Annotated in this window: 24 protein-coding genes and 2 pseudogenes; 10 read left to right on the top strand and 16 right to left on the bottom strand. The window is 63.6% G+C overall.

Going from position 1 to position 20,721, the window contains the following annotated elements:
* Positions 1-195: pseudogene (locus X742_RS146290) on the top strand (hypothetical protein); the annotation flags it as partial.
* 167 nt (positions 196-362) lie between these two features.
* Here the strand turns inward: X742_RS146290 and X742_RS146295 are convergent.
* On the bottom strand, positions 363-836 hold the full coding sequence (locus X742_RS146295; protein WP_023774094.1) for a hypothetical protein: 474 nt from the start codon (positions 834-836) through the stop codon (positions 363-365).
* A gap of 2,448 nt (positions 837-3,284) precedes the next feature.
* On the opposite strand from X742_RS146295, the gene X742_RS146300 reads away from it, so the two are divergent.
* Positions 3,285-3,710, top strand: a complete 426-nt coding sequence (locus X742_RS146300; protein ID WP_023774092.1) for a hypothetical protein — start codon at positions 3,285-3,287, stop codon at positions 3,708-3,710.
* A 79-nt stretch (positions 3,711-3,789) separates the two neighbouring features.
* On the opposite strand, the gene X742_RS146305 is transcribed toward X742_RS146300, so the two are convergent.
* Both X742_RS146305 and X742_RS146310 read right to left on the bottom strand, forming a co-directional pair.
* Positions 3,790-4,110 carry a hypothetical protein gene (locus X742_RS146305; protein WP_023774091.1) on the bottom strand — a complete coding sequence of 107 codons (321 nt, stop codon included), beginning with the start codon at positions 4,108-4,110 and terminating at the stop codon, positions 3,790-3,792.
* The gene (locus tag X742_RS146310; RefSeq protein WP_051407684.1) at positions 4,107-5,882 is read right to left on the bottom strand and encodes a portal protein; all 1,776 of its coding nucleotides are present in this window, start codon (positions 5,880-5,882) and stop codon (positions 4,107-4,109) included. The genes X742_RS146305 and X742_RS146310 overlap by 4 nt, the downstream gene beginning before the upstream one ends.
* 269 nt (positions 5,883-6,151) lie before the next feature.
* Between X742_RS146310 and X742_RS146315 the strand changes: the two genes are divergently transcribed.
* Complete coding sequence (locus X742_RS146315; RefSeq protein ID WP_023774089.1) at positions 6,152-6,772, top strand: methyltransferase domain-containing protein; 621 nt, start codon at positions 6,152-6,154, stop codon at positions 6,770-6,772.
* A 211-nt stretch (positions 6,773-6,983) separates the two neighbouring features.
* Here the strand turns inward: X742_RS146315 and X742_RS146320 are convergent, their stop codons facing one another.
* The 9 genes and pseudogenes from X742_RS146320 to X742_RS146335 form a co-directional block, all read right to left on the bottom strand.
* A complete protein-coding gene (locus X742_RS146320; protein WP_023774087.1) occupies positions 6,984-7,553 on the bottom strand; it encodes a hypothetical protein in 570 nt (189 codons plus the stop codon).
* Between the two features lie 628 nt (positions 7,554-8,181).
* A complete protein-coding gene (locus tag X742_RS0137900) occupies positions 8,182-8,673 on the bottom strand; it encodes a hypothetical protein (protein WP_023774085.1) in 492 nt (163 codons plus the stop codon).
* A gap of 99 nt (positions 8,674-8,772) precedes the next feature.
* Positions 8,773-9,201 (bottom strand): hypothetical protein, encoded by a 429-nt coding sequence (locus tag X742_RS146325; protein WP_023774084.1) that lies wholly within the window; start codon positions 9,199-9,201, stop codon positions 8,773-8,775.
* On the bottom strand, positions 9,198-11,453 hold the full coding sequence (locus X742_RS1000000174910) for a hypothetical protein (protein WP_023774083.1): 2,256 nt from the start codon (positions 11,451-11,453) through the stop codon (positions 9,198-9,200). Before X742_RS1000000174910 ends, X742_RS146325 begins: the two co-directional genes overlap by 4 nt.
* Positions 11,454-11,814: 361 nt before the next feature.
* A complete protein-coding gene (locus tag X742_RS01000000170490) occupies positions 11,815-12,567 on the bottom strand; it encodes a terminase family protein (RefSeq protein ID WP_051407682.1) in 753 nt (250 codons plus the stop codon).
* A gap of 126 nt (positions 12,568-12,693) precedes the next feature.
* Entirely contained in the window at positions 12,694-13,047 is a 354-nt protein-coding gene (locus X742_RS1000000171570; RefSeq protein ID WP_023774082.1) for a hypothetical protein, read from the bottom strand.
* Between the two features lie 113 nt (positions 13,048-13,160).
* Positions 13,161-13,742: pseudogene (locus tag X742_RS146330) on the bottom strand (terminase family protein); the annotation flags it as partial.
* A 34-nt stretch (positions 13,743-13,776) separates the two neighbouring features.
* On the bottom strand, positions 13,777-14,172 hold the full coding sequence (locus X742_RS01000000170485) for a hypothetical protein (RefSeq protein WP_032924429.1): 396 nt from the start codon (positions 14,170-14,172) through the stop codon (positions 13,777-13,779).
* Positions 14,165-14,536, bottom strand: a complete 372-nt coding sequence (locus tag X742_RS146335) for a hypothetical protein (protein WP_023774079.1) — start codon at positions 14,534-14,536, stop codon at positions 14,165-14,167. Before X742_RS146335 ends, X742_RS01000000170485 begins: the two co-directional genes overlap by 8 nt.
* 308 nt (positions 14,537-14,844) lie before the next feature.
* Between X742_RS146335 and X742_RS146340 the strand changes: the two genes are divergently transcribed.
* Both X742_RS146340 and X742_RS146345 read left to right on the top strand, forming a co-directional pair.
* Positions 14,845-15,114 (top strand): hypothetical protein, encoded by a 270-nt coding sequence (locus X742_RS146340; protein ID WP_023774077.1) that lies wholly within the window; start codon positions 14,845-14,847, stop codon positions 15,112-15,114.
* A gap of 98 nt (positions 15,115-15,212) precedes the next feature.
* Entirely contained in the window at positions 15,213-15,518 is a 306-nt protein-coding gene (locus tag X742_RS146345; protein WP_015317041.1) for a hypothetical protein, read from the top strand.
* Between the two features lie 124 nt (positions 15,519-15,642).
* Here the strand turns inward: X742_RS146345 and X742_RS146350 are convergent, their stop codons facing one another.
* On the bottom strand, positions 15,643-16,071 hold the full coding sequence (locus X742_RS146350; RefSeq protein ID WP_023774076.1) for a DoxX family protein: 429 nt from the start codon (positions 16,069-16,071) through the stop codon (positions 15,643-15,645).
* 577 nt (positions 16,072-16,648) lie between these two features.
* Here X742_RS146350 and X742_RS146355 point away from each other — a divergent pair.
* The 4 genes from X742_RS146355 (at position 16,649) to X742_RS146370 (ending at position 18,281) form a co-directional block, all read left to right on the top strand.
* A complete protein-coding gene (locus X742_RS146355; RefSeq protein WP_015317039.1) occupies positions 16,649-16,828 on the top strand; it encodes a DUF3606 domain-containing protein in 180 nt (59 codons plus the stop codon).
* A 393-nt stretch (positions 16,829-17,221) separates the two neighbouring features.
* A complete protein-coding gene (locus X742_RS146360; protein ID WP_023774074.1) occupies positions 17,222-17,665 on the top strand; it encodes a GFA family protein in 444 nt (147 codons plus the stop codon).
* A gap of 110 nt (positions 17,666-17,775) precedes the next feature.
* Positions 17,776-18,012, top strand: a complete 237-nt coding sequence (locus tag X742_RS146365) for a DUF982 domain-containing protein (protein WP_023774073.1) — start codon at positions 17,776-17,778, stop codon at positions 18,010-18,012.
* Between the two features lie 23 nt (positions 18,013-18,035).
* Positions 18,036-18,281, top strand: a complete 246-nt coding sequence (locus X742_RS146370) for a DUF982 domain-containing protein (protein WP_023774072.1) — start codon at positions 18,036-18,038, stop codon at positions 18,279-18,281.
* Positions 18,282-18,350: 69 nt separating this feature from the next.
* On the opposite strand, the gene X742_RS1000000176600 is transcribed toward X742_RS146370, so the two are convergent.
* The 3 genes from X742_RS1000000176600 to X742_RS146380 form a co-directional block, all read right to left on the bottom strand.
* The gene (locus X742_RS1000000176600; protein WP_023774071.1) at positions 18,351-18,485 is read right to left on the bottom strand and encodes a hypothetical protein; all 135 of its coding nucleotides are present in this window, start codon (positions 18,483-18,485) and stop codon (positions 18,351-18,353) included.
* Between the two features lie 92 nt (positions 18,486-18,577).
* Positions 18,578-18,874, bottom strand: coding sequence for a hypothetical protein (locus tag X742_RS146375; RefSeq protein ID WP_023774070.1), 297 nt, complete (start codon positions 18,872-18,874; stop codon positions 18,578-18,580).
* 100 nt (positions 18,875-18,974) lie between these two features.
* The gene (locus X742_RS146380) at positions 18,975-19,502 is read right to left on the bottom strand and encodes an MgtC/SapB family protein (RefSeq protein ID WP_023774069.1); all 528 of its coding nucleotides are present in this window, start codon (positions 19,500-19,502) and stop codon (positions 18,975-18,977) included.
* Positions 19,503-19,648: 146 nt separating this feature from the next.
* Between X742_RS146380 and X742_RS146385 the strand changes: the two genes are divergently transcribed.
* On the top strand, positions 19,649-20,557 hold the full coding sequence (locus X742_RS146385) for an alpha/beta hydrolase (RefSeq protein WP_023774068.1): 909 nt from the start codon (positions 19,649-19,651) through the stop codon (positions 20,555-20,557).
* Positions 20,558-20,721 lie beyond the last annotated feature (164 nt).

The following is a 20,721-nucleotide window of genomic DNA, read 5'->3' as shown; positions in this document are numbered from 1 at the left end:
CTCGTCGGCCAGGCGATCGGCGGCAACACCAAGAGCACGGTCATCGGCGCGGCCAGCGGCGCGCTGCTGGGCGCCGTCGTTGGCTCCGCCACTACGCCTCAGCGCCGCGAGGACCAGCTCTGCCGCTACCAGGACCGCTACGGCCGCATCTACACCGCGCCTTGCGACGACCGCTATTACAACGGCAATTATTGAACGCGGCGCCCCGGCAGGGTTGACACTTTGCCGGGCCGCCTAGACTAGAAGGCCCCACTTCAAATCCCGGCGACATTTTTTCGCAAGATGAGGAACGGCATGCCTGTTGATAAACCGCGGCAGCCGCGGCGGTGAAGCTGGACGATCTGGCTCACAAAGGCGAAGCATCACTCTTCAAGTAATGGCAAAACTCTCTCGTCGAGAAATTTGAGGCGACTACCCAGCATTTCCGCGTTGGCGGGAGTAGCCGGAACATTAACAGGGATCAGATCCGCAACCGACTTCCCCTGGCGCGCGGCTTCAACCCAATCCTCCATCGCGCCTATATATCCATCTAGCGCTTCAAACGGGGTTCCGATGTCGTCGCCGGGCATGTAGGCTGGAGGTACATCACCGACGATCACCCATACCCATTGGGGCACGTCTGGTTTTCCGGATGCAATCTCGAAGAGAAAAATGTAGACTATCCCTTCAACACCATACCCGAAATACTCGGCCTTTATGTTCTTCCCCCAGCCAAAAGACATAAGATATTGACGAGCCTCAAGATGAGCTGCGTCAAGATTGTCATCCGCGTCGGGATCGCCAGCCGCAAGGGGCAAGCGGCTTACTTTACTGAGATCCGGCGTAATTTCGTTCACATTATGCCTCCACTACTCATTTTCTGCTTCAGCCATCGTCTCTTAGCCCAACGTTTAAAATCACCGGCTTCCGTGTGGTGCCTTATGTGATCTTCCCTGGTACGAGGCCTGATATTCGATACGTGGTCAAGCCCACCGTCGGCCAGAGCTTTCTCATGGGAGACGTCCATATTTCGACCCGTCTTGGGATCTTTAGGCCACGGTCGACGATGCAAAACTTCCCATTCCTTGCGAAGAGCTCTGCTCGTCATGGTGCGCTTGGTCGGAACAAGCTTTAGATCGTCCTCGTCAGTAATCTTGGCGGGTGGTTTTTCTGGAGTGGCAGAACTCTCGAACGGCCCGGCTTCTGTCGCTGTCGGAGCGCCTCCATTTTGTGGTACGTCGGCTGCCTCGCTAGCGGGTCCGCTGCCCGCCAGTTCGGATGCCGTCGAGCGTTCCAACGAGCCGGTGAGCCTTGCCGTCACCTGCCTGCGGATCGCGCTGAGCCCTTCGCCAAGGATATTGCCGCCGGCACCCCAAAGCGCACCGGCGGCGGCGGCGCTCAGCATGTCCTCGTCCGCACCGTGCGCGTACGCTGCGCCGTATAAGGCGCCCTCACCGCTAGCCACGGCGGTTCGAGCGGCCAGACCGGTCAGCCCATCCAAGGCGGCGGTGCCCAGCCTACCGGTGAGCGTAATACCGGAATCCACCAGACCATGTCCGGCGATGGCGCCACCCAGAAGTTCCGCCGGCAGGGCTGCCGAGCCTGCCCGGTCTTCGGCATCTTCCGTCGCCGTCCGTTCGGCGGCGAGCAATTCCTCATAGCTCTTGTCCGAGAAAAGCGAATTGAGGCCGGCTGCGGCTTTGTCTGCGTGACCAAAAGAGATGCCTTTGGCCATCAGCCGGACCACGTCATCGGTGGCCTGAAGAGGTTGCAGCCAGAACGGAGCAGCGTTGTACTGTGCCTGAGCCGGATGCGACGCGACGGTCAAGAGACCGACCGCCAGAGCGTCCTTTCGGGCCTCGATGTCTGCCGGAGTCAGGTCAGGATCGGTTGCCGCATTCTGCCGAAGCCGAGGCAAGCCGGACTTGTACAATTGCCTGGCCATCTCATCCCGCAAGGGCTGATCGCGGACTGCCAGGAAAATCGCGCTTAGATCTGTCTGGCGCTGCGGCCACGGCACGCTTGGGTCGATGAATTTCGCAGCAAGGCTTTCGGCGGCGGACCAAGGCAACGGCAGTATCTTGTCGAAGCCCATCTCCTGCTGGGCTGCAACCACCCAGGTGATCGCAGCCGAATAGTCCTCGGGAGTTGTGATATTGTTCCAGTCGGAATGCCGGCCCGGGAACATTTGACTGACATAGGCGGCGGGGTCGGCCCGCCTAGCGCCCAAAACGAATTGTGCAGCGCCAGCCTTTGTTTCATATCGCGCCCGCTCTTCCTGCGAGCCGCTGGGACCGGGCTCAAAGTCCCGGAGCTGAGCGTGTATCGCTTGGTTCGGCGCACCGCGCATATCGAAGACCGCACTGGCGACGCCAGCCGTTGTCGTGAAATCCTCGAAATGCTTGGCGCCTTCGTCCGCGCCGTAGACATCGACGAAGTCCTGCGCGGTCGGCTGCTCCTCGGGGTATCTGCCGGTGGCAGCGATGACAGCCGGCGCATTTTGCTCCTCGAGCTGCACCTTCGCACGAGCATCGACCATTCGGGCTGCGGTGGCGATGTTGGCCTGGTCCTTCAGCGCAGCGATATCGCCAGGTTTTAGGTAGGTGATGACTTCGAGGGCCGTATCGCGATCTGGCTCGCTCGCTGCGCCAACCGCTTCCTCTGCATCCGGCGTGAATTTGCCAACGCCCTTCGCGGCCATCGCGGTGGACGCGGAGGCGACCGCCCCCACCGTATCGTCCTTGGTCCGGCTTCCAGCTAGCGTCTGACCCAACATCTCGGCGGCACGCTTCGGGTCCTGGGCGATCATGGCCTGGACCAGCGCCTTGGCTGTGTTGGTGCGCCACGCCGCTTCAGCCGTTTGCCTGATAAGCGGATTGCCGATCTTGGCGATCAGGTCGAAGCCGCTCTGCCGAATCGCCTCGAAGTTCGCGGTGTCGTTCGGGTCGCCATTTGCGATGGCGGCGGTCGACATGGTGTCGACCTTGGTCCACTCGGCCAGCTCGTAGTCGTCGCGCCGCTGAAGCTGCCGCCGCGCCATGCGCAGCGAACCTGTCGCCCGCATCGCCTCCTTCTGCCCGGCGAAGGTGGCACGCTGGGTCTCGGGCATACCAGGCAAGGCAGCGTCGAACAGCGTGTCGAACAGGCCTGATTTGACCGCCCGTCCATTGCGCGGGTCGACCAGGCCGTACATGGCCTCGTGCAACCCGCCACCGTCGGGCGGCGCGTTGGCCGTCGCCTCGTCTTCCGCCTGCGCGATCTGGCCGTTGAACCGGCGACGTGCCAGCTCGGCGTCGAACTCNCTCGTGCAACCCGCCACCGTCGGGCGGCGCGTTGGCCGTCGCCTCGTCTTCCGCCTGCGCGATCTGGCCGTTGAAGCGGCGGCGCGCCAGTTCGGCGTCGAACGCCTCCTGCCGCTCCGTCATTTGCCGGTAGTGCTCGGCGAGAGCGGAGAGGCCATCGCCCTGACCCTGCATGGCGCCGCCGACTGGCGACCCCTGCGGATATTGCGGCGCATTGCCGGTATCGAGCCGGCGCTGGCCAACCGAAAGGGGGATGATGTGGACCATTGGCTGTTCCCTGCTCGGCTGGCTTTGAGAGGCGCGCACGCAGCGACGGACCGCCGGGACGGCAGTCTGTTCGGGAGCGCGGGTGGTGGGTTTTCGGCTGGAGCCTGGACGACGGAGGGTCGCGTACGGAGTATTCGGACTGCTGTTAGGGTGCTCGCGTGATACAGTCGGCGGGGCAGCGCCCCACTGTCCTGCCGGACATCTCCCCAAGAGGGGGGATTGGCAGCTTGGCGGACGCCGCCTACCCTTCCGCCCGCGCCGCCTTCTCCAGGGCCGCGAGCTGCGCTTCGTCCAGCGTCAGGAAGCCCATGATATGCTGCACCACTTCGGCGCGCGCATTGCTGAGCGCGCTGTGGAGTTCGAAGCCGGCGGGTGTCCTTGTCCGCGCCATCCACTCGCCGTAGGACGGGCGCCTGTAATAGCCGACCGTCGCCGCGAGATCGGCCAGCACCATCTCGCCGTCCTCGCCGGAAAAGACCCGGAGATAGGCCTTGGCCAACGCTTCGCGCGCCCTGGAGGGGCCGCCATTTTGCGCCGCGTGGGCGAAACGCTTGCGGCTCATGCGCGGCCACCCGCCGGCATCGCGTCCTGGACGGAGGCGTCGGCAGCCGGCGCGGCATGACCACCGCCTTGCATCATCGCCTGCAGCCCATCGAGCAGGCCGCTGTCGCGCGCCTGTACGGTGGCCGGCACAGCATCCTTGGCGGCCTTGCCGGCGGTGGCGATCGCAGCCACGCCGGCCTGCGCTGTCTGTGCCTTGGCGCGGGCATCGCGCAGACCGTCGACCTCCTCCTTGCGGCGGAAGATGCGTTGCGGGCTGCGGCCCGCGCTCTGCACGATCTTGATCGCCTCGTCGCTGTCGATGTTGTCCATCACGCCCGGGTCGAACTGCGCCATCTGCATGGCCGTGGTCACCAACTGGATGGTGTCGCGCGCCTCGGCCGAGCGGCGCAGCACGTCGAGGGGGCCGGTGAAGGTCGGCCGCACCGCCTTGCCGGCCAGGCTCTCCGGCGGCACGAAGCGGCTGTCCTCGTCATAGAGGCCCTTGTCTTCGAGAATGCCGAGCTCGCGGTCGAGATTGCTGGCGAAGCCAGCCTGGATGATCGAGCCGGAGGGACCGAGCAGCGCGCCCTTCTCCTCCTGGCGGATCAACGCCTCGGTCGCCGTCATCTGCGGGTTCTGCACCAGCGTCTGAAACAGATTGACGAACATCATGTCGCGGATCTCGTCGGCGCGGCTCTGGGCGTAGTTGAAGGCGTAGGTCGGGTTCTGCCCGGTGGCGATCGGCTGGATCAGCGGCCTGCCATTGTCGTCGATCAGGCCCGGATAATTCTCGCCGGGGTTGAGCACCGGGACATAGTCGAGCCTGGCCTTCGAGGCGGTCGCCGGATCGGTGATCTGCTGCAGCGCGCGCAGGCCGGAGCGGCGCACGGCGTTTTCCTCACGCACAGTCGTCAGCGCCTCGATGGCCGGCGAGACGCCATAGGGATCGCCCTCGTAGCGGCGCCAGTTGAAGGTTGAGATAGGGAAACTGCGGAAGCCGCTTTCCCTGACGATCTCCTCCTTGTCCTCGATGACATGGTAGGAGGCAAACGCCATCTCGAGATACCGGGAACCGCCGCCCTGGCCGTACATCTTGCGCTCCTCGCGCGGCTGGATGCACTGGATCAGCGAGATCTTTTCCTCGCACTTGGCCGGATCGTCGACCAGCACCTTGATGCGCGCCGGCAGTTTTTCGTAGCCGAGCAGCTGTGCGGCCTGCCGCGCCGTGCGCTCGTAGCGGCGATGAAAGATGTCGACCTGGCCCCAGCGGTTGCGCGAGAGATAGCCTTCGACCACGGGGATCGAGGCATAGCGGATCAGCGTGCCGCCGAACCCTTCCTCGGCATAGAGATAGGCCGGGCCATAGCGCACGACATTGCGCAGGCAGGCCTGCGTGGCCGGCACGAAATTGGAATTGGCGGAGTAGCGCAGCGAGAACAGGAAATCGCGAAGGCTTTCGGCCCATTCCTTTTCCTCGTCGGTCTCCTCGTCGTTCATGGCGGCGGTCGACAGGCCATGCCATTTTTCCGATTGCGGGATGATCAGGCTTTCGAGCCCCGCGGCCAGCCGGTTGGCGGCCGAGTTGATGGTGTTGGCGTAGACGCGGCTACCACGCCGCTCCTGCCGCTCGGCTTGCGAATCCAGCCCGCCACCGCGCCGGCCGTTCCAGATGTCGGGGGCATCGGGATCGCAGAACTCCGCCACCTGCTCCCACACCGCCTCGTACTGGCTGCGTTCGGTCTCGAGCTCGGATTGGCGCGAAAGAATATCGCGGGCGCGGGAATCGGTCATGAGTGCCTCCGGCATATCTGGAAAAGATGGTTGGAGAGATCAGCGCCATCTCCCCCTCAAGCGGGGAGATCAGCCGCTTCGCAGCGTGCACATCCTGACATCTGCGATTTGAGAAAGCGGTGGTGACATTCGATCTCCCCCCTTGAGGGGAGATGCCCGGCAGGGCGGAGAGGGGTAGCTCGCGCCAACCTCCCCTTTAAAAACTCATGTCATCTTTTGCCCACTTGGTGGTGCTACGAGCGTTTCGCGGCGGGCAGAAGGAGGTCGATGTGACGACGACGAGCCTTGCCGGCACCCTGAAAAACCGCGGCAAGCAGGCGGCCAAGCGGCTGCTTGGCTATGACAGCCGCAACTGGCTGCGCATCCGCCAGATCGAGGCGTTCAGCCTTTTCCTCGAAGCGGGAAACCGCAAGGCCTCGGACGTGATCGAGATTTCGCCCGGCTGGAACCGATACTGGCGGGCGATGTGCCCGAACTACCGCTCGGTCGATTTCCCCGCCTTCGACATCTGCAAGGATCGCACGGAGGAAGAATATTCCATCGTCATCGCCGACCAGGTACTGGAACATGTCAAGCGCCCGCAAGCCGCGGTGCGCAACATCCATGCCATGACCCGTCCCGGCGGCTGGGCGATGGTGGCGACGCCCTTCCTGTTTCGGGTCCACGCGCGGCCGCACGACTACAACAGATGGACCCCCGCCGGCCTGAAGCAATTGATGGTCGAGGGCGGCTTCCCCGAAGCCAATGTCAAGGTCCACGGCTGGGGCAACAAGGCTTGCGCCCGCGCCCACATAGGCGGCCCCGTGCGCGCCTATGGCCTGTGGCGCGATCTCAGCAACGACGAGGAATATCCGGTGATGGTGTGGGCGTTCGCGAGGAAGGCCAACTAGCCGGTCTCCCCACGGGGATAGCGGTTGCATCACCGCCGCTTCGCCAGCCTTGCGCGCCGGCGCCAGTACCACCAGTCCAGCACGCGCTTGCGGAAACTGCGCTTCATCGCGGTCATGTCATACCCCCAGGAGCACGCGGCGCTGGCCGCCGAGATCGCTCGGCGAAAGGTCGGTCTTGATGGTGCCGGCGGTGCCCTGGCGCTGCTCGAGTTCAGCCCGCAGGGCCGCCTCTCGCGCCTGCATATCCTTGTCCTGCACGGTCGGCGCCGGCGGCAGCGGCTTCAGTTCCGGTGGTTTTTGAAACAGACACATGGTTCCAGCCTTCTCTTGTCCAGTCGTAGAGGAAGAAATCTTCGCCGTTCTTGCCGTAACCCGGCAGCAGGCAGCGTTGCTCGGCACCAAGCCGGCCAAGCCAGCGCAGCGCCAGCTGATTTGCGGCCAGTGCCCGCGCCTCGACCCGCCAGGCGCCGCGCGCCGCAACTTGCGGCCCAAGCACGGCATGAAAGTGTGCGGTAATGCCGGGCACGCAGCGCTTCATGCGGCGCGTGCCCCAGCTCCAGGCGACCCATAGCCCGCCGCGCTGCTCGGCCGCGCCAAAGCCTGCCTCCGGATTGCCGTCGAGCTCGGCGACATAGGCAAAGCCCTGCAAAGCGGTCAGCGCCAGCAGCGCCGGCGACCACTGGTCAAGCTGGCAGTCGATCTCGTCGCGGTCCTCGGGGCGCAGATTGGCGGCGATATAGGAGAGATCGCGCAGCGTGGCTCCGATAATTCGAACCGTCATCGCGCTGCTTCATTTCTACTCGCTCCGCAACCTGCTAACAGTCGAGCCAGGGGGAGAGAGTGTTTTCAAGATTTCCTGACAACGTACAATGGCACAGCGACCGGAGGCAGCGGCTTCTTAGCCTCTGCAGAGCACTACTGTCGTTGTCGGTACGGATGGTGCTGTTGGCAATGACCGGCGCGATCGTCTGGCGAAGACTGGAGAATCCGCGGACTGCATTTGACCACGGGTTTAGAATTTTCGTCTCAATAGTCCTCGTGACGAGACCGCCCCCGCTCTGCTGGATTTGTGGCGGATATTTCTTTGGACCTGGAGAGCAGTGTTTCCCCGCAAGGGAACACAGGACGCTCGGATAACCGCGGCGTTCCTCATGACTTTTTTCTGGATCTCGCTGATCGTAGCGATAGCCCTGGTGTCTGCTGACTCTGTCTTTGAATTCATCAAGAGGATGGGCATTTCGGTGCACGTTTAGAGCGATGCATGGCGACGAACGGGATCGAGAACCCGTTCGGAAACGACAAGCTGATAGTCCTTGGCTATTCCGAAATCGTGGCCAGCCTTCCCGTTCACCTTCAGCCATACACTCCATTCGATACTCGCGTCGAAAGCGCAATTACTTCGGCGCGAACTAAAGCGTCCACCGGCCGTCGTAGGGCTCAACCGTTGCGGATGGAATACCAAGGTGGTCGAGTATATCTAGTACACGTTCCGATATAACCAGGCGCAGATCGCCAGCAATGCCGAAATCATCATGACCTGCCTTTCCACTCACCTTCAACCATACGAACTGCGGGAGTTCCACGGCGGGTTGCAGTTCCAGAAAGTCATCTGACTTCGTGATTTCGACATGGGCGAAGCTCGCACCCGAAGAGCCGATGTTCTGCAGGGCCTGTTTGGCTTGAGACACGACAAGAAAGCACGGGAAGGTGGTTATGATAACATCGCCGAACCATCCTTCCATCTGGTAGATGAGTTTGCTTCCATCAGGGGGATGAACGCTCGTGTCCATGATGGTGCCACGACCTATTCCACCTGCGACATCGGGCTTTAGGTCGGCAAAGCGCGCGTGGCCGGGCAGCATATTCAGCCCATGCGCGGCAGATTGCTTGGCGAGCGCCACACCGGCGCCTTCCAGCGTCTCACGGCGGCCGGGCGAAAGGCAGCCATTCGCCCTAGGGTTTCAGCGCCTATAAGCGTCAGAACTCCAAGACCAAGGGCATCAAGACCCTTCGAAAGGTTCAATCAATGCGTTCGAGATCCCGAATGGCTTGAGAGCATCGAGAACGCGCTCGGAAACGACAAGGCGTAAGTCTTCCGCGATTCCGAAGTCATCACGGCCGGCGTCTCCGTTCGGTTTCAGCCATACGAACGGCGGGAGCTTCTGATCCGGTTGCATCTCATCGAATAGCTCAGATGTAGTCACTTCGACATCGTCGAATGTTACACCAGAAAAACTACCTTTTAGGATCACCGCTTTGACGTCTTCAGTGACGAGGAAGCATGGAAACGACGCCACCATGCTATCGCCCAACCAACCATCAAATTCAAAATGTAAACGACTTATGAGAGGAGGATGGACGCTTGGGTCGATAATGATATTGTCACCGAAGCCACCAGAAACCTCTGGTTCCAGATAATAATATTTCATTTCTTACCTATTGGTGGATTGAAAAGGTGACCATATTTATCATCTATTTCGTCAGCTTTCTCAAGCAATTTCCGTAAAGTGGTCGTTGGATTCCGCCTGTAGAATGCATCCCATTCACGCCGGATGGTACTCAGATGCAACGTGGAATTCAACTCCTTTGGTATCCCGCGGAGATTTTCAAGCGAGTGCATCATCTCTTTGGTTATAACTGCAATGTATGTCGTAAGCACTTTCTGCTCGACTCGGTGGTGGACAATGACGGCTCCCGCCAACTCGGGATATGCTTTAAAGAAAGCCTTTCGATAATTTTTGGAGAAAACCTTTAGAGCCGGCTCGATCACTTCGTCGGCGATCTTCCCGCCCTTGAGGAGATTGGCGCCTATCCATCGAAGGCCTGCAGCCCCTTCGGCGGCCAATCCCGAGCCAGGAGTAACCGGCATTTTGTCAATGGCGTCCAACGGATCGTCACGCACATCCCGGAGAATCTCCCCGAGGCCAGCCGGAGCCCTGCCCAAGGCCTCGAAACCCTCGCTAAGATAGTTGCCGAAGTCGTCGACGGCCTGTTGGAATGCAGACCGGGATTCGCCTCGGTGCCCCGTTGGGAGCTGTCCTTGCTCCGTCGACGCAGTGGTGATCGGATCGATTTGCGCCGCACGAGAAAGGCCGGCTCGTTTCAACTGCTGAGATAAAGCCTCGCGGGCGCCCGGATCGGGCGCTGCTGCCAGAAGATCACGCAGGATGATGTCCTTCTCAGCCTGCGACTTGTCGTCGGCGCTGAAGGTATCGGCAAAGATTTGGACGGTGGCTCTGGGCAGGGGTTGAGGGGTCTCGACGCCCAATTGCCTCTGAGCTGCTACAGAGACGGCGATGGCCCGTCTGTAGGCTTCCGGGTCGCTGCTTGCTGACTTGCCGTCTGAACTCGTTGCCGCTTTCCACGCGGCGCCGACATTGGGAAAGACCGCGCGGACATAGCCAGCAGGGTCCGCCTGCCTCGTGCCTAGTGTCTTGAGCGCCGCAGCAGCCGTGACCTGATACCGTGTCTGCTCGTCCTGCGAACTGTCCGGCCCTGGCTCAGCATCGCGCAGCGCTGCGCGGATCGCCTGGTTGGGCATGACTCGCATGCCGAAGGCTTGACGGCCGACATCCATCTTCAAGCTAAAGTCGTGGTATTGCTTGCCGCCCTCCTCGGCGCCATAAACAGCGGCGAAGTCCGGGGCACTGGGCACTTTGCCGGAATAGTTGCCCGTTTCGGCGATTGCGTCCGGGGCGTTCTGCGAAGCGAGAGCGATGTTGGTGCGCGCCTCGATCAGTTGGGCCGCATTCGCGGCGTGGGCTTGGCTGATCAGCCGCTGCACTTCACGGAGAGATAGGTCGGCGAGATCGTCGGTTACCGGCTTGATTGCCGTTGGATCAGGCACCGAAGCCGCACTGGCCTCGAACGCCCCCGCAACGTATTCGTCAGGCATCTGCTTGCCGACGCGATTGCTTTTCCCGGAACTGCCGTCGGTTTGCGCCGCATCGCCGATTGCATCGCTGCCGGCGGCGGTCCGGACACCGAAAATCTCCAATGCCCGCTGCGGGTCCCTGGCGATCAGCGCCTCGAACCGAGCCTTGGCGGCGGTGCTGTACCAGTCCTTGACCATTTGCTGCCGGATGGCGGGATCGACCCCCATCTTGTCGATCAGGTCGAGCCCTTGCTGGCGCGCCGCTTCGAAGGTGACGGGGTCGTCGGGATTGGCGTTGCCGATAGCGATGGCGCTGGTCTTCAGTGCCGTGTCGACCTCGGCCTGTTCATAATCCTTGCGCCGCTGGAGCTGCCGTGCCGCCATGCGTCGCCCACCGGTTAGACGCAGCGCTTCCTCCTGCCGGGCGAAAGCGGCGCGCTGGCTCTGAGGCATGCCGGGCAGAGCGGCGGCAAACAGCTTGTCGAACAGCCCGGTCTTGACCACCCGGCCGCTATAAGGATCGACCTGGCCATACATGGCCTCATGCAGGCCGGCACCGTCGGCCGGGGCGTTGGCCGTCACCTCGTCTTCCGCCTGCGCGATCTGGCCGTTGAACCGGCGACGTGCCAGCTCGGCGTCGAACTCCTCCTGCTGGTCCCTCATCTGCTGGTAGCGCTCGGCGACAGCGGAAAGGTGATCGCCCAGCCCCTGCATGCCGCCGCCGATTGGCGATCTCTGCAGGTATTGCGGCGCGTTGCCGGTATCTTGCCGGCGCTGGGCAATGGAAAGCGGGATGACGTGGACCATCTAGGTGTTCCCTGCCTGGCTGACTTCGAACAAAGGCGTGCGGCGCCGGCGATCGCGGCATGGCCGGATCGCACGCTGGCAGGCGCGCGTTTTGCGGTTTGTCGGATCGAAGGGTCTTCGAGAGGCGTGCCGGTGTATGAGACGTCCCGAACGACTTTCGTCATCCACGGGCGGAGCGAGGAGCGTAGCGACGCGGCGCAGACCCCTGGAGTTGCTCCGCAGCCCAAGGGATCCATGCCGGGACTCTCGAGCGCTGCAGAATTCGCTCCGCTGCACTCCACGGCAGAGGTAACGGTATGGATCCTAGGCGACGGAGCTTCGCTCCTGCTTCGCCCTGGGAGGACGAAGCAATGTTTGCACCCTACCGAAACGCCGCCAGCGGATCGCTCTGCCCCTTGCGCCGCGCCGCCTTGAACTCCGAGGAATCGATCACCGCTTCGCGCAGCATCATCACGCCGTAGCGGGTCGCGGCCATCAAATCGTCGCGCAGCTTCACCACTTGGCCGTCCTTGCGATGGTACAGCCTGAACTCCTCGAACCAGGACAAGAGCGTCGAAAACACCTTGAAGCGGCCGCTCTGCATGCGGTCGAGCATCTCCATCAGCCCGGCCTCGACCGAAACCGAACCGTCGGCAAAGCGCGCGTGGCCGGGCAGCATGTTCAGCCCATGCGCGGCATATTGCTTGGCGAGCGCCGTGCCCGCCCCTTCCAGCGTCTCGCGGCGGCCGTCGCGCGGCCATGCCCAGGGCAGCCACTCGCCCCAGGGTTTCAGCGTCAGCGCCTGCATCGCCGGCGTCTGTTGCGAGGCGCGGGCGGCTTTGGTGACATAGACGACATCGGCCTCCGTATCCCAGGCAAGCTCGACGGCGGCCGAAGGATGGTCCCAGCCGAAATCGAGCGCCCCGAGGCGCGGCCAGTAGCGCGGCAGCCGGAACGGCTCGCAGGCGAGCAGCGCCTCGGCCACCGGGAAGATGCGGCCCGAGCCCAGCACCGGAATGCCGCGGGCGCGGGCATCGCGCTCATGTTCGGGATAGGCGGCGACGATCGCCGCGCGTTCCCCGGGCGAATAGTGCGGCGCATCGTCGATGGTCATGAAGGTGACGTGACGGCTCATTGCGCTGTCCTTGAATCATCTTGCGAGGCGCCGATCGTATGGTGTTGTTCGCACTTGGTTCTGGCGGCCGTCGCCGGCGGCCACTTCCCCCATGGCGAGTAACCCCGCGCGGGGATCGGGTCCCCCTCAGGACTTGTACCCTTCGTTCAGGCAGTCGTTCCGCCAGGCCCAGTCGAAGTCGGCCCGCGACATGGACTGGCCCATGCCCGGCTCGACAAACGGACCGGCGGTGTTGTCGATATAGACGATGAAGCGCGCCTCCTTGGTGAAGGCGCCAACCTTGGCGGTGATGACGCCGCAGGTCTGGCCGGTCGAACTGTCCCCGGTAAGCTGGACATGCGAGAAGGTGGCCGAAGCATCGCTTATCAGGCCACGCATCTTGCCTTCGGCGCCGGCGATCGCGTCGGCGCGCCAATCGCCGCTGCCGCTGCAGGCTGAAAGCAGTGCAGGCAGGAAGAACAATTTTATGAGGTGGCGCATGTCGGCTCCCGAACGTCGCGCCACAAGCTACTCGACCTTCAGTTGCCGCCAAGCGGTGTTGCAAATCATGGTTTCGGAGCGGTTTCACCCATCCGCTCCACTTCCCCCGCCGACAGGAACAACATTACCACGTCGCTCATTCCCAGCAGCGGCGTGAAGGTGACGATGGTGATGCCGCCGGTGGCGTTGGTGCGCGTCAGGCCTTCGGAATAGATGTCGAGCGGCGGCTCCTCGTCGAACCAGACGCCATGCAGCGTCTCGCCCTGCCATTTCTCTCGACCCTTTTCGTAGCTCTTGAACGACAGCACGCTCTCGCCGGCCTGCACATCGCCGCCGCCGCCATGGCGCACCACGACGCTGTCGAGCGCACCGGGCGCGCCGCGCCCCATGATGGTGTCCAAAATGGCGTCTGCCGGTATCATGCCGGTGCCCCATGCCGCCTGCTGCTGCGGCGGGCCGATCAGCACGCGCTGCGGGTTGTCGCGCGTGCCCTCGCCGGTGACGCCGGCGGCCCACAGCCGTACCGGCGTGTCGAACACCTTGCCTTGCCACCACGCGGGGTAGCGGCCGGTGAGGTGCATCGCCCACTCGGCGCCGCCGGCTTTTGTCTTGCCGAGCTGGTTGCCGGCCATGAACAGCCGCTCCCGATGGGCGGCTCCAGCCGTGTGAAATTCGGCCTGGCGCTGATACGGCATGTAAGCCGCCAGCAGATTTGAGCGACGCCGGCGGTCAAGCTCCGCCAGCAGCGTCAGATAGTCGGTTCGGGCCGAGATCAGACGGCTCCTCGAGGAACGGTTTGACGACGTTTTCAAGGGCGCGGATGCGGCTGCGGATCTCGTCATCGCTCAGGGCGTCCAGTTGGTTGACGGCGACATCGAAATCCTTGGGCAGCACCGACAGCACGATCTTCAGATACTGATCCGGCTTGTCGGCGCGCACCTCGGCGAGGACGCCGGCGCCATGCGCCCGAAAATCGGCCCGTACGGCGGCGAGGAAATCATCGCCCAGTGTTTTCTTGGTCCGCTTCGGCCGGGGCGTCTTCGCGGCTACCGGACTGGCAGCAGGCTTGCGCCTTGCCGCCCTGGCCTTGCGGCGCGCCGGCCCGGGATCGGTTTCCTCAGCCATCGGCCTCCCCCAAGGCATCCCCCGCCGCCGCCTTCGGCGCCGCCGCTCTGGTTCGCCGGACCGCCTTTTTCGACCGAACGGGCTTCTTCCCGGCCCGTTTGGCACGCTTCGGCCTTCCGACGGGTTTTGCCGCACCGGCCCGCGCCTTGAGCTTCGCCATGGCGAGGCCGACAGCGCGGCTGTCGATACCGGCCTGCGGAAAGCAGAAGCCACCGCCCGCCTCCCGTACCATGCCGATCAGCACGCCGGCGGGAACCTCCTCGACCTGGCCGAGGCGCGCCACCGGGCCGCCCTCGAATTCACCGATGGCGCTGACGATCTCGCGGCCGTCATCGCCGGTGATGATGCTGGCATAGCGGGGCATGGGATTTCTCGCATCTCGCGGAAGCAGCGCTCTACGGCGCCACCGCACCGGTAGGCAACCCGACCAGGGGTCAGAAACACAAAACCCGCCTCGGCGGCGGGTCGGTGGCGCAAATCAGCACCATGGATGGATTTATAGCATCGCTGCCCTCACCAGGTCAATGCCAAATAGGAAAAAATTCACATCTTCCGGGAACGCATGATCCCGACCGCTGACATTTATCCGGCTTTCCATGAACCGGCTCCTGTGAAATCATCAGTGCCAGCTCATGGAATGATTCCCGTCGCACGGCCTTGTAGGAGAGGACGATGGACAGACCGGTCATGGCATCCGTCTTCAGGATGCGGCACGCCCCGGCCACGGTTTCCGGTGTGCGCAGCACCGGCCAAGGCCAGGCGGATCCAGCCATCCGGGTGCACTCGCTTGGCGAAGCGATCCGCTTCGTCGCCAACGCTTACCCCAACTACGACATCGGCACTGTCGCCATAGACTGCGGCGACCCTTCGATCCCGCGCCTCGGCAGCCTGGAAGTCAGGGCGCTTTGGCGCGAGTATGGCGAGCGCTTGACGCAGGAGTAGCGCCTTACCGCTGACGATCGGCGCGCTGGTTCCTGCACGCCGGCCGGATCGGAAACGCTACTGATGCGTTCCACTGCGATCAACGGAGGGAGAAATTCATGAACGTCGCCAACCTGCAACTCGAGGGCCTGCTGATGGCCGTCGCCTCGATCAACCACGTCCTGGTCAAAAAGGGAGTGCTGACGTCGGAGGAGATCGATATCGCGCTCCGCAAGGCCGAGGCGTCGGAAACCGGCGAGGAGCGATCCGACGGCATGTCGGCGTCGAACCGCGACGCCGTCAATTTTCCGATCCGGCTGCTGGAACTCGCCAATCAGTGCCAGCCGGAGGCCGACATGCCGTCTTTCTCGAAGCTGGCCCGCATGGTCGGCCAGATGAAGGAGCCCTACAACGATCAGATGTGAGGCTTCCGCCCCAAGGACGAGCTCTCTATGCCCTGCCCCGGGCGGGCTTCTTACGCCCTGCCCCGGGCGGACCTCTTCGCCTAGCCCCGGGCGGCCTTCCTACGCCCTGCCCCGGGCGGGCTTCTTACGCCCTGCCCGGCCATCCCAGGCTCAGCGCCAGAATTCTTCCCGGTCCATGGACCGCCGCGAACAGCAGTCCGGCCAGGAACGAAAAATGGTCGACGAAGAAGCCGAACTCGGCCTGGTTGCCGGCCCAGTGGCTGGGTCCGTGGAAGGCAAAGGCCAGGAACAGCACATAGGCCGCGGCAACCAGGGCGGCTTGGGTAAAGAAGGCGCCGCTGAGGAAACACAGCACCAGGGCCACCTCCAGGATTGCCGCGCACCATGCCAGGAAGAGCGGGAACGGAAAGCCCGCGGCCGCGATATAGCCCGCCGTGGCCTCCATGCCCATGAACTTGAAGGTGACCGCCATCAGGAAGACGGCGGCGAAGATCAGGCGGGCGACGAGAAGGGCCGCGGTCTGCCACGGCGATTGTGCGATTTGAGTCGACATGGTTGTTCTCCAGCTTCATCAGCCCCAAGGACGCACCGGCACGCGTCATTCCTACACGTCAGAGATTTTTCGCCGCTGCCGCTTCTGCGGCTGATGGGGAAGCACACGGCTCGCCCGACCGGCTGAGGTTTAGAATCCTTAATCGTCCTGAAACTTGTCTGTAACCTTGATCGTGATATTATTAGCCGGGGCTAATGCACGGCTGTGTCTGGTGCAGATAGGGGTGGGCAGGTTTTGGGCGCAAGCATCAGGCTGGGGACGAAGTCCTATCTGGTCCGGACACCGGTTCTGGGGTGTGAGGGCTGCGGCGGCACCGGCCAGGTTTTCCAATGCCCGCGCTGGACGAGTTCCAACGGCCTTTGCTGCCCCGCCGGCACGCATCGCCGCGGCTGTCCCGGCGCCAGCGCGCGCTGCGCCCAATGCAGCGACACCGACAGCGCCGACCCGACGTCTTCATTGGCCTAGGCTGCACTGGCATTGCCCGGCGATGGAACCAGCATCGCCGATCCGTGTTATGTGTGACCGCGACATATAGGCGTCCGCGCGACCATGCGGCTTACAGAAAGTGAGACCCGACATGCCCGACGACAAATCCAAGACCAAACAGGACCGCAAGCTGGTCTCGAGCGAGGAAACTTACGAGGTCGCGGCCTTCGCGCGCAAATACGGCATTCCGCAGAGCGAGGCCCAGACCATCATCAAGCGCTACGGACCTTCCCGCAAGAAGCTCGACAACCACATGGCCGCGCGCGGATAAAAAAGTAGCGGCCGCAAGGCGGCAACCAATTCGCCGGCATGGCGTTGAAGAATGCTGCGGGCCGCGTCAACCGGGCTCGGCGGTACGGTGAACAGGATGTCTTTTTCCCGGTTTCTCATCCTGGCCAACGAAATGGCAGACGAGCATCTGTCCCGCCCGGCCCGCGGCATGCCAAACTGACGGAGCCTGCCAGGGCTGGAGCAGCCGTNGTCAACCGGGCTCGGCGGTACGGTGAACAGGATGTCTTTTTCCCGGTTTCTCATCCTGGCCAACGAAATGGCGGACGAGCATCTGTCCCGCCCGGCCCGCGGCATGCCAAACTGACGGAGCCTGCCAGGGCTGGAGCAGCCGTATGGCAGGCAAAGCCAGGCCGGCGAAACGAAGGGCGCAACCATGTCCGATACAACACGCAGGACCGGCAGTTGCCTTTGCGGCGGCGTGCATTTCGTCGTGACCGGCCAGCCGTCGCGGGTTGGCCTTTGCCATTGCAAGGATTGCCGCAAGGCGGGTGGTTCGGCCTATTCGGCCTTTGCCATCTGGCCGCGCGATGCGTTCGAGACATCGGGCGAGGTCGCCAGCTACGGCACACGCAGCTTTTGCCCGACCTGCGGCAGCCGCGTCGCCTGGGTCGACGACAACGAGGCCGAGGTTATGCTCGGCAGCCTCGACGTCGCACCGACGGATTTGGCACCGCAATATGAATTGTGGACCGGCCGGCGCGAAACCTGGCTGCATGCCTTGCCCGACGCCGAGCAGTTCGAGCATGACCGGCCGCAAGCACAGGATGTCGACCTGCCGGCGCCCAGGCCCTTGTCGGATGCCGTCGCGCGCGACTAAGCATGGTTAGAAATTGATCCTCCGGGCCTGGAACCCTCCCCTGTCGTCGACGTTATCCGGCGCTTCCTCGGTGCATGTCGGCCGATGTGCGTGATTCATGGAGACGACCGTTGAACGACAAGATGTTTCCCCGACCGATCCGCCTGAAATTCGCCCCCGAGCGGGAGCGCGTGGTGCGCAGCGCCTGGGAGGGGCTGGAATGCCTTGGTGACTGGCCGGCCGGCCAAGGCCGCCGATACCGCGCGGCGCTGCGCACCTGCCGCGATGCGCTGGACGGTTGGACGCCGGCGGAAAAGGCCATGCGGGCGATGATCGACGCCGCGCGCGAGGCGCGCATCCTCCAATGAGGACCCAGTAGCGGGAGAAACCAATGGCCCGTTTGATGCTGTCGACACCGCTGCGGGTCAGGCCCCATGGCTCGGCCACCATCCGCGAGGTGGCCACGCTTCAGGACGCCAGTGAAATCCTGATCGACTGGCCACAAGCCAGGCGCGGCCCCTTCTATCAGACCGCGCGCGAAAAAATCGAGTCGGCGCTGGCTAACAATGAGGGCGCGGCACAGGCGCAGGAAGCCTTCACCGCGCTCTGCGATCATGCCGGCCTTCTGGTCAGGTAAGTAAAGGCACCGTAGGAACGAAAAAGCAGGCGAACTCGCCTGCTTTTTTGTTGCGGAACCGCTTTTCGGTCATTCTACTGGCAGATCGCCGTCCACGATCGGGTGGGAAGCCTCGAAGCCGAAGCTCTTCGGCGCCATCAGCATCAGGACTATGACAATGGCAATAGAGGCAAGCAACGCGGCGGTACTGGCAACATCTCTCACGGATCCATCCTTTCCAGGTCCGGTTTTGTCACAGAAACGTTTCCTGGTCTGCAAAGTTCCTCTGCCGTCATGACAATGCTGCCGAATGATCTCTACTGTTTCGGCGGCTGGGGCGGCACTTCGCCCGGCTTGATGATCGGCGTCTTGCCTTCGTCGGGCGCCGGCGCGGCCATGCCCTGGTCGCCAGTGGGCGGCGGTTTCAGCACGCCGCCGCAATCGCTGAGCTTCTCGCTCAGATCGCCGTTGCCGGGCTGTTGCTTGCCGCCCTGATCCGTTTGTGCCCGGCATTTGTCGGCCTGCTGGTTCGGCGACTGCTGAGCCGTCTGTGCCGCTGCCGGCAGTGCCAGGGCCAGCATCGCGGCGCATGACGCAATGGCGAGGGATTTCATCTCGGCCTCCTTCGTTGAAGCCGCCCCACGGCGGCATTCCCTTCACCGGGGACAACGCCCGCCGGCGCAAAAGGTTGGCCCAAACGATTGGGAACAAGGCTTATTCGCTGGACCGGTCCGTTGCGGCCGGAGTGGCTTTCCTGTAGCCCTCCCGTGCAGGGCCGGCCTTGGGCTCGAGCCGGTGAAGAAGCCCCGCCACGATCAGCACGATCAGCGTGGCGAACCCGGCCACCTGCCACAGGCCAAGACCGCAGGCGACGCCGATCGCGCCCGCCAGCCACATCCCGGCGCCGGTCGTCAGCCCGTGGACCTCGCCGCGCGAAAACAGGATCGAGCCGGCGGCGAGAAAGGCAACGCCTGCCGTAACCGCTTCCACGACGCGGATCGGATCGACCTTGACCGACCCTTGCGCGAACATCGGTGCGTGGATGATCTCGATCGTCAGAATGCCGAAAGTGGCCGCGGCCACACAGACGAGGATGTGCGTGCGAAGCCCGGCGGGGCGATTGCGCCATTCGCGCTCGAAGCCGATGATCGCCCCGTAAAGCGTCGCCAGCAACAGCCGCGCCGCGATGACCGGAAACGAGGCGTAAGTGGGATGGCCGAATTCCTCGACGAGCTGTTCCATGATGTCCCTGTGGCGATGAGACTTTCCAACGTGGGCGGCGGACCGTGGTTCCCCCGGGATCGCCGTGGTCGGCGCAAAGGCCGGCGCTTGCGAAGGCCCCGCAACCAATCCCGTTCCCCAGCCGTTGCCTGTGCCGGAGGCCAGCCATGTTGGAGCATTTCCAATCTATCGACGTCGATATCGAGGACGCCGGCATCTTCGTGCGCCGCGCCGGAGCCGGACCGGCGGTGCTTTTGCTGCACGGCTTTCCGCAAACCCATCTGATGTGGCGCGATATTGCGCCCCTGCTTGCCGACCGTTTCACCGTCATCTGCGCCGACCTGCGTGGCTATGGGCGCAGCGCTTGCCCGGCCTCGAGCGCCGATCATGCTCCTTATGCCAAGCGGGCCATGGCATCGGAGATGGTGGCGATGATGGCCAAGCTCGGCTTTGCCAGCTTCATGGTCGCCGGCCATGATCGCGGCGGGCGTGTCGCCTACCGCATGGCGCTCGACCATCCCGACCGTATCGAAAAACTCGCCGTGCTCGACATCGTCCCCACGGCCGACGCCTGGGACCGGGCCGACGCCCGGCTGGCCCTCGGCTTCTGGCCGTGGTCCTTGCTGGCACAGCCCGAACCCTTGCCGGAAAACATCCTGGCGGGCGCCGCCGACGCCATCGTCGACAATGCGTTGGGTGGCTGGGGATCGTCGCCCGATGTCTTTCCAGCCGGCATCCGCCAGGCCTATGTCGAAGCTTTGCGCGACCCCGCCCACATCCACGCGATCTGCGAGGAATACCGGGCCGCGGCAACGCTCGACCGAGACCACGACCGGGCGGACAAAGCCGCCGGCCGGCGCATCGCCTGCCCGGTGCTTGCCTTGTGGAGCGGGCAAGGCGCGCTCGCCGAATGGTATGCCGGCGAAGGTGGGCCGTTGGCGCTCTGGCGGAACTGGGCTGACGACGTGCGAGGCCGAGCGATGTCGGGCGGACATTTCTTCCCGGAGGAGGCGCCCGCGCAAACGGCAGGTGCGCTGATCGATTTCTTCGTCGGGCTCAAGTCGGGTACCGGTTAGCCACCTCCACCGGGCACCTCGGATCAACCGGCTGGTTCCTCCGCTATATCCTCGCCCTCGGGCTCGCCGGGCCGGAAAGGATCGGGCATTCGCGGACATTCCTCGAACCGATGGTCGCGGCCCCCGCAGAAGGAACAGCACATCGCCTCACGGCCCTCGTTTCC

This window comes from Mesorhizobium sp. LNHC229A00, assembly GCF_000502415.1.
GTDB lineage: Bacteria > Pseudomonadota > Alphaproteobacteria > Rhizobiales > Rhizobiaceae > Mesorhizobium.
This window is presented reverse-complemented; position numbering and strand designations above follow the sequence as displayed.

What these genes read in the sequence shown, in the direction of transcription:
- X742_RS01000000170485 (WP_032924429.1), bottom strand. Translation starts at nt 14,172, where the DNA reads ATGGCTGAGGAAACCGATCCCGGGCCGGCGCGCCGCAAGGCCAGGGCG.
- X742_RS146325 (WP_023774084.1), bottom strand. Translation starts at nt 9,201, where the DNA reads ATGAAATATTATTATCTGGAACCAGAGGTTTCTGGTGGCTTCGGTGAC.
- X742_RS146360 (WP_023774074.1), top strand. Translation starts at nt 17,222, where the DNA reads ATGTCCGATACAACACGCAGGACCGGCAGTTGCCTTTGCGGCGGCGTG.
- X742_RS146375 (WP_023774070.1), bottom strand. Translation starts at nt 18,874, where the DNA reads ATGAAATCCCTCGCCATTGCGTCATGCGCCGCGATGCTGGCCCTGGCA.
- X742_RS146385 (WP_023774068.1), top strand. Translation starts at nt 19,649, where the DNA reads ATGTTGGAGCATTTCCAATCTATCGACGTCGATATCGAGGACGCCGGC.
- X742_RS146380 (WP_023774069.1), bottom strand. Translation starts at nt 19,502, where the DNA reads ATGGAACAGCTCGTCGAGGAATTCGGCCATCCCACTTACGCCTCGTTT.
- X742_RS01000000170490 (WP_051407682.1), bottom strand. Translation starts at nt 12,567, where the DNA reads ATGAGCCGTCACGTCACCTTCATGACCATCGACGATGCGCCGCACTAT.
- X742_RS146370 (WP_023774072.1), top strand. Translation starts at nt 18,036, where the DNA reads ATGGCCCGTTTGATGCTGTCGACACCGCTGCGGGTCAGGCCCCATGGC.
- X742_RS146355 (WP_015317039.1), top strand. Translation starts at nt 16,649, where the DNA reads ATGCCCGACGACAAATCCAAGACCAAACAGGACCGCAAGCTGGTCTCG.
- X742_RS1000000171570 (WP_023774082.1), bottom strand. Translation starts at nt 13,047, where the DNA reads ATGCGCCACCTCATAAAATTGTTCTTCCTGCCTGCACTGCTTTCAGCC.
- X742_RS146345 (WP_015317041.1), top strand. Translation starts at nt 15,213, where the DNA reads ATGAACGTCGCCAACCTGCAACTCGAGGGCCTGCTGATGGCCGTCGCC.
- X742_RS146350 (WP_023774076.1), bottom strand. Translation starts at nt 16,071, where the DNA reads ATGTCGACTCAAATCGCACAATCGCCGTGGCAGACCGCGGCCCTTCTC.
- X742_RS146335 (WP_023774079.1), bottom strand. Translation starts at nt 14,536, where the DNA reads ATGCCCCGCTATGCCAGCATCATCACCGGCGATGACGGCCGCGAGATC.
- X742_RS1000000174910 (WP_023774083.1), bottom strand. Translation starts at nt 11,453, where the DNA reads ATGGTCCACGTCATCCCGCTTTCCATTGCCCAGCGCCGGCAAGATACC.
- X742_RS146305 (WP_023774091.1), bottom strand. Translation starts at nt 4,110, where the DNA reads ATGAGCCGCAAGCGTTTCGCCCACGCGGCGCAAAATGGCGGCCCCTCC.
- X742_RS146340 (WP_023774077.1), top strand. Translation starts at nt 14,845, where the DNA reads ATGGACAGACCGGTCATGGCATCCGTCTTCAGGATGCGGCACGCCCCG.
- X742_RS146320 (WP_023774087.1), bottom strand. Translation starts at nt 7,553, where the DNA reads ATGACGGTTCGAATTATCGGAGCCACGCTGCGCGATCTCTCCTATATC.
- X742_RS146310 (WP_051407684.1), bottom strand. Translation starts at nt 5,882, where the DNA reads ATGACCGATTCCCGCGCCCGCGATATTCTTTCGCGCCAATCCGAGCTC.